This is a genomic window from Bacillus sp. FDAARGOS_1420, from assembly GCF_019344915.1.
GTDB lineage: Bacteria > Bacillota > Bacilli > Bacillales > Bacillaceae_G > Bacillus_A > Bacillus_A mycoides.
The window spans coordinates 1,435,239-1,451,603 of record NZ_JAHWJB010000001.1 but is presented as its reverse complement, the minus strand read 5'-3'; the positions used below and the strand labels follow the sequence as shown (position 1 = coordinate 1,451,603).

14 protein-coding genes and 1 other annotated feature are annotated in these 16,365 nt (G+C 35.1%); of the genes, 9 read left to right on the top strand and 5 right to left on the bottom strand.

Going from position 1 to position 16,365, the window contains the following annotated elements; all coding sequences use genetic code 11:
- Positions 1–210: 210 nt before the first annotated feature.
- Positions 211–825, bottom strand: coding sequence for a DedA family protein (locus tag I6L50_RS07565; RefSeq protein ID WP_002143668.1), 615 nt, complete (start codon positions 823–825; stop codon positions 211–213).
- Positions 826–1,239: 414 nt separating this feature from the next.
- On the opposite strand from I6L50_RS07565, the gene I6L50_RS07560 reads away from it, so the two are divergent.
- The 5 genes from I6L50_RS07560 to I6L50_RS07540 all read left to right on the top strand — a co-directional run bounded on the left by I6L50_RS07560 (position 1,240) and on the right by I6L50_RS07540 (position 5,663).
- Positions 1,240–1,683, top strand: a complete 444-nt coding sequence (locus I6L50_RS07560; RefSeq protein ID WP_219301018.1) for a DUF3978 family protein — start codon at positions 1,240–1,242, stop codon at positions 1,681–1,683.
- 30 nt (positions 1,684–1,713) lie between these two features.
- The gene (locus I6L50_RS07555; protein WP_002015973.1) at positions 1,714–2,175 is read left to right on the top strand and encodes a L,D-transpeptidase; all 462 of its coding nucleotides are present in this window, start codon (positions 1,714–1,716) and stop codon (positions 2,173–2,175) included.
- A gap of 363 nt (positions 2,176–2,538) precedes the next feature.
- Positions 2,539–3,204, top strand: a complete 666-nt coding sequence (locus tag I6L50_RS07550; protein WP_000148832.1) for a response regulator transcription factor — start codon at positions 2,539–2,541, stop codon at positions 3,202–3,204.
- On the top strand, positions 3,182–4,621 hold the full coding sequence (locus tag I6L50_RS07545; protein ID WP_219301017.1) for a sensor histidine kinase: 1,440 nt from the start codon (positions 3,182–3,184) through the stop codon (positions 4,619–4,621). Before I6L50_RS07550 ends, I6L50_RS07545 begins: the two co-directional genes overlap by 23 nt.
- A gap of 139 nt (positions 4,622–4,760) precedes the next feature.
- Entirely contained in the window at positions 4,761–5,663 is a 903-nt protein-coding gene (locus I6L50_RS07540) for an EamA family transporter (protein WP_002015976.1), read from the top strand.
- 190 nt (positions 5,664–5,853) lie between these two features.
- Here I6L50_RS07540 and metG read toward each other — a convergent pair whose 3' ends face one another.
- Positions 5,854–7,488, bottom strand: coding sequence for a methionine--tRNA ligase (gene metG, locus I6L50_RS07535; protein WP_219301016.1), 1,635 nt, complete (start codon positions 7,486–7,488; stop codon positions 5,854–5,856).
- A 50-nt stretch (positions 7,489–7,538) separates the two neighbouring features.
- Positions 7,539–7,809 (bottom strand) — a binding site (T-box leader).
- Between the two features lie 113 nt (positions 7,810–7,922).
- Here metG and I6L50_RS07530 point away from each other — a divergent pair.
- The 4 genes from I6L50_RS07530 (at position 7,923) to I6L50_RS07515 (ending at position 13,207) form a co-directional block, all read left to right on the top strand.
- Complete coding sequence (locus tag I6L50_RS07530) at positions 7,923–8,741, top strand: class I SAM-dependent methyltransferase (RefSeq protein ID WP_219301015.1); 819 nt, start codon at positions 7,923–7,925, stop codon at positions 8,739–8,741.
- Between the two features lie 415 nt (positions 8,742–9,156).
- Positions 9,157–10,851 carry a methyl-accepting chemotaxis protein gene (locus tag I6L50_RS07525; protein WP_219301014.1) on the top strand — a complete coding sequence of 565 codons (1,695 nt, stop codon included), beginning with the start codon at positions 9,157–9,159 and terminating at the stop codon, positions 10,849–10,851.
- A gap of 228 nt (positions 10,852–11,079) precedes the next feature.
- Positions 11,080–12,771, top strand: a complete 1,692-nt coding sequence (locus I6L50_RS07520; protein ID WP_219301013.1) for a methyl-accepting chemotaxis protein — start codon at positions 11,080–11,082, stop codon at positions 12,769–12,771.
- 118 nt (positions 12,772–12,889) lie between these two features.
- Positions 12,890–13,207, top strand: a complete 318-nt coding sequence (locus I6L50_RS07515) for a metal-sulfur cluster assembly factor (protein WP_002015982.1) — start codon at positions 12,890–12,892, stop codon at positions 13,205–13,207.
- 44 nt (positions 13,208–13,251) lie between these two features.
- Here I6L50_RS07515 and I6L50_RS07510 read toward each other — a convergent pair whose 3' ends face one another.
- The 3 genes from I6L50_RS07510 to I6L50_RS07500 form a co-directional block, all read right to left on the bottom strand.
- Positions 13,252–14,901, bottom strand: coding sequence for a M4 family metallopeptidase (locus I6L50_RS07510; RefSeq protein WP_016093519.1), 1,650 nt, complete (start codon positions 14,899–14,901; stop codon positions 13,252–13,254).
- A gap of 209 nt (positions 14,902–15,110) precedes the next feature.
- Complete coding sequence (locus tag I6L50_RS07505; protein WP_113938602.1) at positions 15,111–15,809, bottom strand: pirin family protein; 699 nt, start codon at positions 15,807–15,809, stop codon at positions 15,111–15,113.
- A 50-nt stretch (positions 15,810–15,859) separates the two neighbouring features.
- Positions 15,860–16,270: a MarR family winged helix-turn-helix transcriptional regulator gene (locus tag I6L50_RS07500; RefSeq protein ID WP_113938601.1), complete on the bottom strand. Its 411-nt coding sequence runs from the start codon at positions 16,268–16,270 to the stop codon at positions 15,860–15,862.
- Positions 16,271–16,365 lie beyond the last annotated feature (95 nt).

Below are 16,365 nucleotides of genomic sequence, written 5' to 3'. Positions count from 1 at the left end.
TGGCTTTTCTAATGAATTTAATAAATATGAACCCCTTTCCGAACTAAGCGACGATACGTATGAACTTTCACCTAATAGAACGGGAACGTATTATATACCAGCCACCGGTTACGGTATCGATGGAAAAATAAAAGCAAACTGGAAAATACAATAAAAAAGGCAGTGCTTTTGCACTGCCTCCCTAAAATCTGACATAGAATGGATTCCATATTAACTTGCGTTTTGTAAAAATACTCGTTTTAGTTGCTTGCGGAAACGAATGCTTAACGTAATTGCTACAATGACAATCGCTCCGAAAATGATTTTGCCGATATGATCTCCTAGTAATCCGAAAATATCATGTAAGTTACCACCTAACCAGTAGCCACCGATTAAGAAGAATGATACCCAGAATAAAGCACCTGAATAAATTGTAATCGCAAAGCGGCGAAACGGTAAGTTAATGATACCTGCAAAGTATCCTGTAAAATGACGTACACCAGGAATGAAAAAGCCAATAAAGATAAGGAAATATCCGTATTTATCGAACCACATTCTCGTTAAATCAATTTTTCTTTGTGTTAAAAATACGTACTTCCCGTATTTTTGAACAAAAGGCATACCAAGCTTATTCCCTAAAAAGTATTGAATCGTCATTCCTACACTTGTCCCAATAAAGGATAGGATAATTAAAATAGGTAAACTTAGATCACCCTTCTGTGCTAAAAACCCCGCATATGCTAATGTTGGCTCTCCCGGAAACGGAAGTGCAATATATTCTAACAGCAGGCCTACAAGTACTACATAATACCCATATTGCTGAAATAATTCATGAACCCATTCCATGTCATCTCCCCTTTCATTCACGTACAACTTGTTACTATTATTGTATAAAAAAATTGTCGAAATAACTATCACAATAGCTTACATTTTTATTACATTTTTGTAAGGCTCATTCTAAAGTTTTTTGTTCTCTATTTACTTATATCTATTAGCATTTAAAAACAAGCTAACAACTATATATCACGCGAAGGAAATCCATTAATATACATTTTCCATCCAGTTTTTAACACTCGAAAACCACCTTATTTTATTCTCTATAAAAAACCACCACAAACTCATATGAACTTCATATTAGCTTCATATACGTATTGTAAGATTATATCGGAATTTGTTGAAAAATTTAGCTAATATATGACTAAACATTAAACTGAATAAATATAAGTCGCTTTTCGAAATTGAAAAAAGGGTGAATAAGAAATGGAAGCTTATAAAATGCACGATTTTATTAATACGAATGTTGAATCTCATCAAAATGAAACCGTTTTTAATTTACAAATATGTGAAACAAATGAATTTGACGTAAGTTTAACAAAATCTACAACGCTGTCTTTTATCGTTTCAAAAAAGAACATTAAGATCGTCACGAGAAAATGGGTTAATTCAAATCAAGAAAGCATGATTGGCAAAAGCTACATCATTCCAACGAAAGCTTTTCACTATTTCTTACCGATTATTTCTGAAACTGAAGATGAACTAAATATTCAAGTTCAAAGTTTTGGACTACATGGTGAGCTTTTATTAAATGAAAGATTACTTATTGATAAAAACAACAAATGTAATACAAAGATTACTACCTTCTTTGAAACATTAGATGAAAATGTCAATCAAGCATTACGAGGATTACAAATTCATTGTATGTAAGACTACTACAATAAGTAAAAGGAGAATATAATGAAAAAACTATTATTAAGTGCGCTATTATCATTAGGATTTTTAACTCTTCCATTCACTACTGCAGAAGCAGCTACGACGAAAGATCAGCTTATCGTAAACACAAAAATAAATAAAATGGATTATTATCAAGATGGAAAATTCATAAAAAGTTTCACTGTCGCTACTGGAAAAGCAGCAACACCAACACCTAAGGGTACTTTTCAAATCGTAAATAAAATTAAAAACCGTCCTTACTATACAGGAAAAATTAAAGGCGGCGATCCACGTAATCCACTTGGGGACCGCTGGCTCGGATTAAATATGGCAGGAACTTATGGAACAACGTATGCGATTCATGGAACTAACAATAATCAAGCAATCGGGAAAGCAACAACACTTGGTTGTATTCGTATGTTTAACAATGATATTCACTGGTTATTTGAGCGCGTTCAGCAGCAAGCTACTGTCACTGTAAATTAGCCTAGGAACAAGATTTATGTGTAGCCAAGAATTTTATGTCTTGGCTTATTTTATTTATTCATTTACAGTAGCAAAACAACTGTATTTACATATATAATAAAAATAGATTGCATTCAACATCATCGCAACATTGATAAACATGGATATTAAAATTATACAGTTATAATATTTTATAAATTTTACAATACATACTATAATAGAACTACTGTAATTCTGAACTATTCAGTGACACTAAACAATCCCCCTTGCTACTTTCATTACTATTTTATAGCGGGGCTTATTATATGTATAAACAATCTGAGTCATCCAAAAAATGATGAATTCGAATATTGCAGTAAAAAGCGTTATTTAGGAGGTGTTACTATGACGCATATACTGGTGATTGAAGACAACCCAGATATACAAGAACTTATTCGTGAATTTCTAATGGCACAAAACTTTACTGTTGATGTAGTTGGTGCTGGAACAGAAGGCATTCTTCTTTTCCAAAAAAATTCATACGATCTTGTCCTCCTCGATGTAATGTTACCAGATATAGATGGCTATAGTATTTGTAAAATTATGCGAGGACAATCTGATGTACCAATCATTATGTTAACAGGCTTACATAATGAAGAAAGTGAAATTAAAGGATTTGAGTTAGGTATTGATGACTATATTACAAAACCGTTCCATTACACCGTATTTATAAAACGTGTAGAAGCTGTATTAAGAAGGGCAGCAACAAAGGAAGCAGAAGCTGCAACTATACTACAATTCCATGAATTGATGTTAAATTCTACAGCATATGCCGCTTATGTTCATGGTAATCAAATTGAATTGACTACAAAAGAATTTGAAATTATATATACTTTACTGCAAAATCGGGGAAAAGTACTATCAAGAAGTGATTTGTTGAATAAGGTATGGGGCTATGAACATTATGGTGATGTGAGGGTTATAGATACACATATTAAAAACTTACGAAAAAAATTAGAAATTCCCTATATTAAAACGGTGAAAGGCATTGGCTACAAAATCGAATCGTAGCAAAGACAACATCACCAAAAATATATTCATCAAAACCTTATTATTTTGTATTCTGTTATCACTTTGTCTTTATCAAATTATTTATTTTCTAGCCTCAAATTACGATAAAGATCGTTTGAAAGCTTCTGGAACGCAAACTGCGGAACAAGCGGAATCAGACAAACAAAACGACCAAAGTAAAACAAAGCAAAATAAAGCTGTGTCAGAGAGTAGCATCTCTAATTTTCAATCTTCTCAAATAGACATGAAAGCACTCTCTACAGCCATCAATCATCTTTTGCAGCCTAGCCAAACTGCAAAAGCAAAAGAACATGCACAAAATATTCCAGGGAAAAGTAACACAACGTCTTCACTTACAGAAGCGGAAAAGCAAGTTACTAACAATGATGCCTTACATACACAAAATGCAGCAAGTAAAGCAAATGATACACATGATAATCCAAAGTTAACAGATGTGTTGCAGCAGTTAGCTCCACATATTGGGGCGACAATGCTAGCATTATCTCTGCTTGGATCTTTAATCTACGCAAAAATAATCGCCAAACCTTTCCGATATATGAGCGATGCTTTAAAAGATATTATGAATCTTGATTTCTCAGATAAAAAGCTACTTAACAAAAATACAGATCAAACAGATTTTAATTTGCAAGTAGCTGCCTCACAAGTACCTACTATTGTGAAAAATTTACATGAAAGCAATCAAGATTTAAGAAATGAACTCAAGAAGGAACAACAGTTAGAACAATCTCGTAAAGAATTTATGTCTATGATATCCCATGAATTAAAAACACCAATCGCAGCCGTTATGGGACAACTCGATGGCATGATTCACGGAATTGGCGCTTATAAAGATAGAAATAAATATTTAAAACGTTCATATGAGATGATGCAAGATATTAACATATTAACGGAAAAAGTGTCAGAATTATCCAAAATACAAAACCCTCAATTTAAACCAAATTTAAAAATTATCTCATTAACTAATATTATTGAGGACGTTATAAAGAAAGTAGATTATTTTGTATCTGTAAAACAATTAAATGTTCAATCTAACATTAAACAAGATGCACAAATTTTAGCTGATCCTAAATTTATGCAAACTGCTATTTTTAACATTATTTCAAATGCAATTCATTATACAATTGACCATCAGCATGTATATATAAAACTTTATGAAAAGCCAAACGGTTACGCATTAGAAGTATTAAATACAGGTTCTCAAATTGATGAAGATAAACTTGCTCATTTATTTGAACCATTCTATCGCGCAAATCCTGACAAACATGGCTTAGTACAAGGTAGTGGTCTTGGGTTATATATTGTAAAACAAATATTAGATAAACATCAGTTTCCTTATGGAATACAGAACACACCTCAAGGTGTAAAATGCTCCATTGTATTCCCAAAAGCAATGTAAATTACTACTACAATTTCATACCCCAAACTCATACTTCGTATGAGTGGCGGAATTTTGTAGAGTCTCTGACTCTGTTTCGTTCGCCCGTTTTCCTTATTAGGATAACGGGCGTTTTTTATTATTTAAAAGGAGGATTTTTATGGAGAAATTTAAGTATTCATTACTAGTTTTATTCGGCGCTTGTAGCTACGGCGTACTTTCAACTATTTTTAAACTCGGATTCATCGACGGATTTTCCGCACACCAACTACTAGGAGGGCAATATGTCTTCGGATGGATTGGGCTCCTTTTACTCGTTCTGTTCTTTTCACGTCATAAAGTATCAAAAAAACAATTCTTTTCGTTACTAACAGTCGGTACAACAATGAGTATGACAGGTATTTTCTATGCTATTTCCGTAGAAGAATTGCCAGCCTCTATCGCTGTCGTTTTACTCTTTCAGTTCACTTGGATTGGTGTAGTCATCGAAGCAATTGCCAACCGGACATTCCCAAGCCGTGAGAAAGTTATATCTATTATTATTTTATTTACTGGTACATTGTTTGCTGGTGGAGTATTTGAAGGCCTTGGACAAAACTTTTCTACGAAAGGTATTATTTTCGGACTATTAGCTGCCGTCTCTTTCTCATTCTATGTATTTGTAAGCGGGCGCGTTGCTACAGATGTTCCGCCTTATACGAAAAGCTTTCTTATGACAACGAGTGCTACTCTTATTGTATGCTTATTTTTCCCGCCTACCTTTTTAACGGACGGCGCTTTACAAGCAGGCCTATGGAAATATGCTTTCTTCCTTGGACTGTTCGGGGTTATTATACCTGTCATTTGTTTTTCAATTGGTGTACCAAAAGTCGGAACGGGACTTGGTACAATATTAGGTGCAGCTGAATTACCAACAGCAATTATCGCTTCTATTACACTTGTTCATGAAGTTGTATCGCCAATGCAGTGGATTGGGATTGTAGTTATATTACTCGGTATTTTCACACCACAACTACTTACTGCTAGGAAAGAAAAAAAACATAATCGTGTGCATAGTGCGTGACAACATCAACTTGTATATAAATGTGAATACAGTTACGATATGTTAAACTTTATTACTCAAAATAACATATGATATTGCGGCTATTATTCTCGTAATCCTTGCTGTGCTTTTCTTTTTGAAAGATAAGAAAGAGGGTTATACAGCATAACAAAAGACCTTTCATTTATTTGAAAGGTCTTTTCCTTATATTTCACTTTACCGCTCCATATAACTTCTCTACCTCATGCTCAATTTGTTTTACATCGATTCGCTCAAATAATGGCTGCACATTATCAATTCGGTTTGGCAACGTATTTTGAGGTTCCCAATTTACTTTAACACTCGATAATGTATTTCTAACTCTTTCACTTGAAAACGGTAAAAATGGTTCAAGCAGTTGTGCAAAGTTTGCTATTAGGTAAACACAATTATAAATTGTTTCCTCACATGAAACTGGGTCGTCTTCTCTTTGTTTCCAAGGCTGCTTTTCATCAAAGTATTTATTTGCAAAGCGTACTGCATCAAATATTGTTTCTAGTGCCACCTTAAATTTAGTTTGTTCAATCGCCTCTCCTACACTTTTATATAATCCTTCTACTTTATCTTTCAGCTCTACATCAATACTTCCCTTCGGTACAGCACCACCATAATATTTTTCAATAAACTTTAATGTCCGGTTCACAAAGTTCCCGTATGCACCTAACAATTCACTATTATGACTGTAAATGAATTCACGCCATGAAAAATCAGTATCACGATTTTCTGGTGCGTTAACTGTTAAAAAGTAACGAATAGAATCTGGATTATAGCCTTCCAATATATCAGGTACCCATACTGCCCAGTTTTTACTTGTCGATAATTTTCTTTTTTCTACTGTTAAATACTCATTCGAAACGATATGACGCGGGATTGCTTCTTCTCCTATTCCAAGTAATACCGCTGGCCAAATGATTGAATGAAACGGAATATTATCCTTACCATGTACATAATATGTTTTCGCTTCTTTATCCCAAAACTCTTGATCATCTTTCCCTGTTTCTTCAGCCCAATTTTTACTCGCCGAATAATATCCTGTCACTGCTTCAATCCATACGTAAATTTTCTTATCTTCATATCCTGCTACCGGAATTGGTACCCCAATTGGTAAATCACGTGACACTGCCCTATCTTGTAATCCTTCCTTTAAATATCTCTCTGTTAATTGAATTGCATTGTCGCGCCATGTTCCTTTCTGCTTTGCAATTTCTACGACCTCTTTAATTTGCTGCTGAAATTTATGCAATGCAAAATAGAAATGCTCTGTTTCCTGTACTGATGGCGTACTACCACATAACTTACATTTCTTTTCTAACAAATCGAGTGGATCTAAAATAGCGGAACAAGCATCGCATTGATCGCCCCTTGCTGCTTCATGACAATGCGGACAAAGGCCTTCTACATAACGATCTGGTAAAAATTGCGTACACGTTTCGCAATAAGCTTGTTCAACTACTTTTTTATAAATATAACCTTCTTCTAATAGTCGCAAAAAGACTTTTTGAACAGTTTCATGATGATGCTCGCTATCTGTACGTGTATAGCAATCATAAGTAAAACCAAGGCTACGAAAACATCGCTCAAACTCCTCGTGATACTTATCAGCAATTTCTTTCACCGTCACACCGTCTTGCTTTGCTCTAATTGTAATCGGTGTTCCATTACAATCACTTCCTGAAACATACAACACATGCTCACCTTTTGCCCTGTAATAACGTGCTAAAATATCTCCTGGTAACAAACTAGCAATGTGTCCAAGGTGTAACGAACCATTTGCATACGGCCAAGCGCCTCCAATAAAAATACTCATCTTATATTCCTCCTTTAAAATATAAAAAGCCCCGCCCTTATCTTAAAAAAGATAAGGGCGGGGCTGTATAAACAGTCGCGGTACCACCTTATTTCGTCAGTCATTCGCATAACTAACCTTAACAAGTACGGAGCTATATGCTCTTATACTGTGGTTTTGATAACGAGTACCAACTCTCGTCGCCGCCTACTATTATCATTTGATAAGTTCAGGACGAAGCTCAAAGGCCATTGTTCAAATGAATATTCTTGCTTCTTCTCAGCTACCGAAGCTCTCTGGACAGAATGATTTCATTCTACTTTTCCTTTTCAACGCTTTTATGTATAAAACGTATTTTACGACTTAACAACAGAAAAATCAAACTTTTATTCAAAAAAACAGGAAATTCTACTCACCCACCGAATAACTATACGTTCACAAAAGGAGTGATAAGATTGAATCAAAAGCAACTAAGTACTATTAATGAAAAAAGTTGGAACGCAGCTGCTTATGAAGCTTGGACAAATCGCCACGGGGCGCCAGAGGATTATGCGAAAAAGCTCATGGAAGATCCCGTGCGCGAGGTAAATCATTATTTACCTTACATACAATCTCCAAAAGGAAAGCGTATTATTAATTTACTCGGATCAAAAGGAAATAAAGCAGTTGCTCTTGCTCTTTTAGGAGCCGATGTAACAGTTGTAGACATTTCAGCAAGTAATGAAAAATATGCAACCGAACTAGCCGAAGCTGCTGGTGTCTCTATTCAATATATCGTTTCCGATGTACTAGATTTAAATCTATCTCAATCATTTGATATCGTGTTACTGGAACTTGGCGTGCTTCATTACTTTTTAGACTTAAAACCACTCTTTCATATAATCTCTCACTTACTAAAACAAGATGGGACCTTTATACTACGTGACTATCATCCCGTTTATACAAAATTATTAGGAGTAGATCATCCATCATTTCGAGCAAATGGAAATTATTTCGACGAGGAACTTATTGAAGATGACGTAGCTTATAGCACTCTCCTTACGGGATCACAGAAATACGCTTTACCGAGAACAAAAATTAGGCGCTGGACACTAGGAGAAATCATTACATCAATGGCAGAAACAAATTTCAAGGTTGAAAAATTGATTGAAGAACACGGATCTCATCAAAAGTGGGTTTTCCCTTCTACTTCACCCGAAGGAATTGAAGAACGTATACCAGGTCTATACACATTAATTGCGACAACATGCAAAAAAGGATCCCTTCACGGATAGGATCCTTTTTTGCATGCTTACGCATATAAGTTGAGGTTGGAGATTACCATAATTCTGTAGAATAGGACACAAGATATTTCAACATTCGTCTCTGACTTACGTCGTCAAAAAGGGGTATGACCAACATAACGAAGAGTAATGTTCAGTTGATAGTGATAATCGTTATCAACTAATTAGAAGTATACAGGATGTTATTTCTAATTACAATAGTATTTCTGATTTTTATTTATGAATTTTTTGATATACAAATGTATACATTTTAAGAACATTTACTCACATTAATCTGCCATATTCCATTATCTGCTATAATTTTCATTGAACAGATTAATAACTTCTTAATTATGTTTTTATTAGTTTCGTTCCCGATATTTATAAATTATAATAAATAGTTTTTCAAAAAAAGGTAGGGGTAACAATGAAATATGTTAGCATTCGAAAAAAACTACTGTTCACACTCTTAAGCATTTCTTCCTTATTTAGCATTGCTCTTATTGTTATTCTTTCATTCGCGATGAATCAAGCAAGTGAAATCGAAACATTAAAGAATGATGTATCGAAAAGAGCAACGATTTTAAAAGAACGTGGCGATTGGTTCCAAGCGCAGGTCGCTGGTTTACAAGAATATTTACTATCACATGACCAAAAAGGATTGGATAAATTCAACCGGGAAGGAAAAAAACTAGCTGATACTAGGGAGAAAGTAACAAGTGATAAAAAACTCCCAGAAGGAATGAAAGAGGCCATTTTAATGGGAGCAAAATGGCGCAGCGTCGTAGATAATGAAGTCCTCCCTCTTGCACGGGAAGGAAAATGGGATGAAGCATCCAAAATTGCTCTTGCTCAAACAGATTATGTAAATGATCTTTTAAGTCGTTTTACTAAATATGCAAATGAAGAAAATGACAAACGGGACGTATTAATTGCTGACGTAGAGTCTTCTTCATCCCTTATTCAATATATTATTTTCTTCTCACTCATTACATGTACATTAACGTCTATTCTATTGGCATGGTGGTTCTCTGGTAAACTCGTTAAACCGATTCGACAAATTGATGCGAAGTTAAAAGAATTAGCTTCTCAAGATGGCGATTTAACCGCTAGATTACACGTAACGAGTAAAGATGAAATTGGTGACATCGCAAATTCCTTTAATCAAATGCTTGCTAACTTACAGCGTATAATAAAGCAAGTTCAACAAACATCAACAAGTGTAAAAGAAGCTTCTGAAAATGTGTTTATCGAAACAACTGCTTCTATGGAAAATACCGCAAAAACTAAAGAGACTATGAATGCTCTTGAGCACAATATTCGTTCACAAGTTTCTAGCATTGAAGAAAGTTCAACCGCAATGGATGATATGGCAACGAGTGTTCAGCGCATTGCACAAGCTGCCTCTTCTGCCGCTAGCCTAACTGTTACAACTTCTGAAAAAGCAGATGATGGAAATAAAGTCATTGAAAAATCTATTACACAAATGCATACAATTAACGAAGCTGTTAACGCTACATCACAAGTGGTAGAGCGACTCATTACACATACGAATCATATTGATACTGCACTTCAATCTATTTCTAATATTGCCGAGCAGACGAATTTGCTCGCTTTAAATGCTTCTATTGAAGCGGCCCGTGCTGGTGAACACGGAAAAGGATTCGCTGTTGTTGCCGATGAAGTACGAAAACTTGCTGAACAATCTCAGCTAGCAGCAAATGACATTAACCATTTACTTCATCAAATTCAAGCGGACACAAAAATAGCAAATGACATGATGACACAAGGTCAGTCAGAAGCTTCTGAAGGAATTACAGTCATTCGTACCGCTGGATCTTCATTCTCAGAAATTGTTAATCACATTAACAATTTCTCTACACAAATACAAGAAATGTCTGCAACTGCTGAAGAAATGGCCGCAAGTTCTGAAGAAATGAATGCAGCTTTAAATAATATCGCTTCTATTTCAAATGAAGTTGCTGCCGAAACATCGAAAACAGCAACTTCAGCTGGTGACCAAGTAAACAAAATGAGTGTCGTTGCTAAAAAATCATCAGAAATGAAAACAATTGTGCAAGAACTTGAAGTGCTCGTTTCTCATTTCAAAACAAATAGTTAAAATGAAAATTTCATTTATACTTCTACGAACTCTAAATTGTTAGAAAGAGCGATTTAGAGTCTCTCTTTTTTCACGCTAAAATATCTCTTTCTATCTCCCATTCTGTCTGCTATAATTCCTAAAGGAAAGAAGAAAGCTTTATTCCAGATGGAGTAAAGCTTTCTTTCAATTTTTTACATTAATTAATTAATTCTAATACTAAGATTTTACAAGGAGGATTTTTATCATATGAATTTTATTAGCATTCGAAAAAAACTAATGTTCATGATGGGAATGATTTGCGCTTTATTCGGCATCGCCTTAGCTTTTATTTTATTCTTTACCATGGATCAGTCTCATAAAGCTGAAACACTACAAAAAAACATTTCCCCTCTTGCAACAGAATTAAAAGAACGTGGAGACGCGTATCAAGTACAACTTTCTGCTTTAAGAGGTTATTTACTACAACATGATCAAGTCGAATTAGACAAGTTTAATGAGATGAGTAAACGTCTTGAAGATACAAAAGGGCAACTTCTTTCTAACCCTAACACTTCTCAGTCCGTGAAAAGCACAACGGAATTAGGATCCACTTGGAGAAAGTTCATTGAAGAGAAAGTATTCACTCTTGCAAAAGAACAAAAATGGGAAGAAGCTTTACAAGTAGCTTCTACAGAGAATGGCACTGTTTATAAAGTAATCGGTGATTTCACAAATTACACTAATGAACAAGCTAAATTACGTGAACAAGCTATTGAAAAAATCGATCAATCTTCACTACGAATTGAATATGTTGTCTTCTTATCACTTGTTATTTGTATTGTAACTGCAATTATTCTTGCATGGTGGTTCTCTGGTAAGCTTGTAAAACCAATTCAACAAATTGATACTAAACTAAAAGAATTGGCCTCTCAAGAAGGCGACTTAACAGCCCGTCTACAAGTAAATAGCAATGATGAAATCGGTGCTATTGCCACATCATTTAATAAAATGTTAGAAAACTTGCAGCATATCATTAATCGTGTTCAAAAAACATCTGTAGAAGTACAAACGGCTTCTGAAAATATGCTAGAAAAGACTAATACATCACGCGAGGCGACAATAAGAGTTCAAAGCTCGATGTCCAACTTAAATTCAAGTATTCAATCGCAAACTTCTAGTATGGAAGAAAGCTCGACTGCGATGGATGATATGGCAATAAGTGTTCAGCGTATCGCTGAATCTGCTTCATCTGTAGCCGAACTTGCTGTAGCTACATCTGAACATGCTAACGACGGAAGTACTGTTATCCAAAAATCTGTTTCACAAATGACAACGATACATGAAGCTGTAAATGCTACATCAGAAGTAGTCGAACGTCTAATCACCCATACGAAATATATTGATACGGCTGTACAATCTATTTCTAATATCGCTGAGCAAACGAATCTACTTGCTTTAAATGCTTCTATTGAAGCGGCTCGTGCTGGTGAACAAGGAAAAGGATTTGCTGTCGTAGCTGATGAAGTTCGTAAACTTGCGGAACAATCAAAAACAGCGGCAAAAGATATTAACCAATTGCTGCACCAAATTCAAAATGATACTGAGACTGCTAGCTCTATGATGTCTCAAGGGCGTTCTGAAGCATTTGAAGGCATTACTGTCGTTCGTGAGGCTGGTACTTCTTTCACAACAATTGTTGAACAAGTAAATAAAGTATCAACTCAAATGCAAGACATATCAGCAACTGCTGAAGAAATGGCTGCAAGCGCTGAAGAAATGAACGCTTCACTTAATAACATTGCTTCTATTTCAAATGAAGTATCTAGTGAAACAGCCGCAACGGCACAATCTGCTGAACAGAAAGTCATCGTGATGAATGAAATGACTCTCACTGCAAAACAAATGAAACAAACAGTTGAAGAATTAGATCAGCTTGTATCTCATTTTAAAACTGAATAGCTTTTTTAAAAATATTCCTCTTCCAAGAGGAATATTTTTTTGAGCTCATTTCCTGCACATTATACATATATCCGTTATAATGAGAATCGATATCATTAATATTTAGGGGGTGCTACACATGTCACAACAAGCATTTGAAGAAAAGTTATATGCGAACTTAGAAGCTGTTATTGACCCTGAATTAGGTGTTGATATTATCAATCTCGGATTAGTTTATGACGTTACAGCAGATGAAAATAATAATGCTGTCGTTACAATGACAATGACTTCTATCGGTTGTCCAATGGCTGGCCAAATCGTATCAGACGTTAAAAAAGTATTATCAACGAACGTACCTGAAGTAAATGAAATAGAAGTAAACGTCGTATGGAACCCACCGTGGACAAAAGAACGTATGTCACGTATGGCAAAAATTGCATTAGGTATTCGTGATTAAATAAGAAAAAGACCTGACAATCCAGTCAGGTCTTTTTTCTCTTATTATTTTACTCCTACTGCATCATAAGCTTTTGTTACAGCTTGTACAGCTTTAGAGTTTTTACCGTATAGATCCTCTGCTGATTGAAGTGCAGCTTGACGCATCATTTTGAAATCAGAGTTTGCAGTTAAATATTTTGTAAGAGCACGATAGTAAATTTTTTCTGTTGCTTCACGGCCCACTCCAGTTACTTTCACATTGTAATGCGTGCCGCCCTCAGAAACTAAATACGCCGCCTTATTGTTAATACTACTGTTAATATGAACGCCGCCATTATCAGCTGTTCCAGTATAACGTTTATTATAGTGATCTGGGTAACCTTCACCTGGTTTTAATGGGTTTGGAATAGATGCCGGATCCTTCAGTGAACGAAGCGCATCACCAGGTTTACCAGGTGTATAAATATCAGCACCTAAATCCCAGCTCTTCTTCTCTACCATTACACCCATAATGTCAGATAACGATTCATTTAACGCACCTGACTCATCTTTATAAACAAGGTTTGCTGTATTTTCAGTTACAGCATGCGTTAATTCGTGGCCAATAACGTCTAGGCCAGCAGATAATGGAATGAATGTCTTACCATCGCCATCACCATACATCATCTGAACACCGTTCCAAGCTGCGTTATTCCAAGATTCACCTACGTGAACAGTAGAAATAAGTCTCGCACCTTTATCATCGAAAGAGTTACGGTTAAATGTCTTTTTATAATAATCATATACTTTTCCTGCATTCACATGCGCATCAACTGCCGCTTTATCTTCGAAGAACTTAGATTTACTTACAACTTCTTCTCCCGTATATCCAAGAATTTGTGAGAATAAATTAAACCAGTTTTCATCCATATTCTCTGCATCAAATGTATGGACACCTTGTCCTCGTGTACCATCAAATAAGTTGAATGCTCCTGTTTTCGTATCTTGAGCAATTTCAAATGATTGTCTAGCGCCTAATACTCCGTAACCAAATCCAGTAATGTTATCTACAGCATTATATTTCTCAATAACATTTCCATTTGTTGCATCAACAAAGTAATGCCAATATCCTGGAGCTGGTTTCGAAACCGACGCTTTTACAAGATATGCAAGATAGTATTGACCATCTTTTTCATACACATATAAATCTTTTTTCACACCATCATAATTCTTTACTTTACCAATTTCTTTCTCAATATTAGCTTTTGCAATCGTTTCTGCTTGTTCCGCACTAATACTTGCAGATGCAGGAATATTTTTATTATCTAAATTCGGAATAACTTGTCCGAAAAATGCTTTTACATTATTCTCTTTATCAAGCGTAACTGTTTGATCTGAACCATACACAGGAATGTTATTATGCTTCTCAACTAACTTCACATGTGTTGTACCAGAATCAGCATCTTTTTCTTCACCAACGATATTGAAATGTTTGTCAATATTTCCTGCTAGTTTAAACATATCTTTTTTACTCTCTAAATATTGAAAGACCGTCTCTTTTTTATCTAGTCCTTCCGGCGCTTTCCATTCTTCACCTATGTAAGCTGGTGTTTTAAACTCTTGGTGATACTGGATTTTTTGCTCTTCTGCTTTCGTCGTAGTTGCTCCAAATGCCCCAAACCCACTTGCGATAACAGTTAATGCTAATGCTGATGAAATTACTTGCTTTTTCAATCTAACACTCCCCATTTCCCTAAAAGTTTTTAACACTTTTATAAATATTCTGAATAATCTTTCCGATACCTGCTCTCAAAAATTGAGAAAGTTTTTTCTGATAATTAAACTCACCAAAAAGAGGACATCGAAAAACGATGTCCTCTTTCCTATAACTTTTCATTCCGCTATTTATATGCTGGAAAGCCACCACTGATTAAAGCCTCACTTTATTGCATTTTCATTTCAATTGCTAAATAGTGAGACTTCTCTTTCGCTTGAATGCGAATATCTTCTTCTACAGCCTCCGCTGCATCACGCATTACAAGTGTTTCACCGTTTACAACGCTGCTACCTTCAATTTGTACAAGGTACAATTGACGTCCTTCTTTAACAGGAAAATGAATTTCTTTACCAGCTTCTAATGATAAAGAATATAAATTTGCATCTTGGTGAATATGAATTGGTGCATCTCCATCAGAAGGAGATACCATATGGAACCACTCATTTTCACGTTTACTCCAATCAAATTTAAACTCACCATAGTTTGGTTTATGACCGTCGCGATCTGGTAAAATCCAAATTTGTAATAAACGTAGTGTTTCATTTCCTAGATTATGCTCACTATGAAATACACCTGTGCCAGCACTCATATATTGAACATGTCCTCGCTCAATTGTTCCGCGGTTTCCCATGCTATCCTCATGTGTTAAAGCACCATCTACAACGTACGAAATGATTTCCATATCGCGGTGTGGATGCATATCAAAACCAGTTTGTGCCGCTACTAAGTCATCATTAATTACACGCAATGCTCCGAAGTTCATGTTATTCGGGTTATAGTAATTCGCAAAGGAAAAATGAAAATGTGTATTTAACCATCCATGATTTGCTCTTCCCATATTTTTATGATCAACTTTTCTAAACATATCCTTCACCTCATATTATCTCGAAATCGAGATATTTATTTTTAATTTTATCACTGCAACTTCTTCAGTAATTCTAATAATTGTTTTTGTTCTTTTCTATTTAACTTATCAAATTGCTCTGCTTGAAATGTTTCTTGCGGCGGGACTATTTCTTCATATAGAACCTTTCCCTTTTCTGTTAATGAAATATATTTCGTAGTACCTTCTTGTTCACGCTGAATCCAATCTAGTTGCTCCATCTTATTTAAAAGTTGAGTAACATTTCCTTTCGTAACAAACAACTTATTTCCAAGTTCTTGCTGCGTTAAATGATCGTTTCCTCCAATTTGAACTAATACATCAAACTGAGCGGCAGATACATTCCACTTTTTCAAATGCTGATTCGTCTCACGAATACTTCTATTATAAAAGCGTGATAAACGAAACCATAATATTAATCCAAGTCTTTCCTCTGCTTTCATTCCATCACCTCGCTCATTTGATACTATTAGTTTAGAACTAAACTTATTAAAGGTCAACTGCTTATTTTAAATTAGCAATAAATAAAAGCACAGTG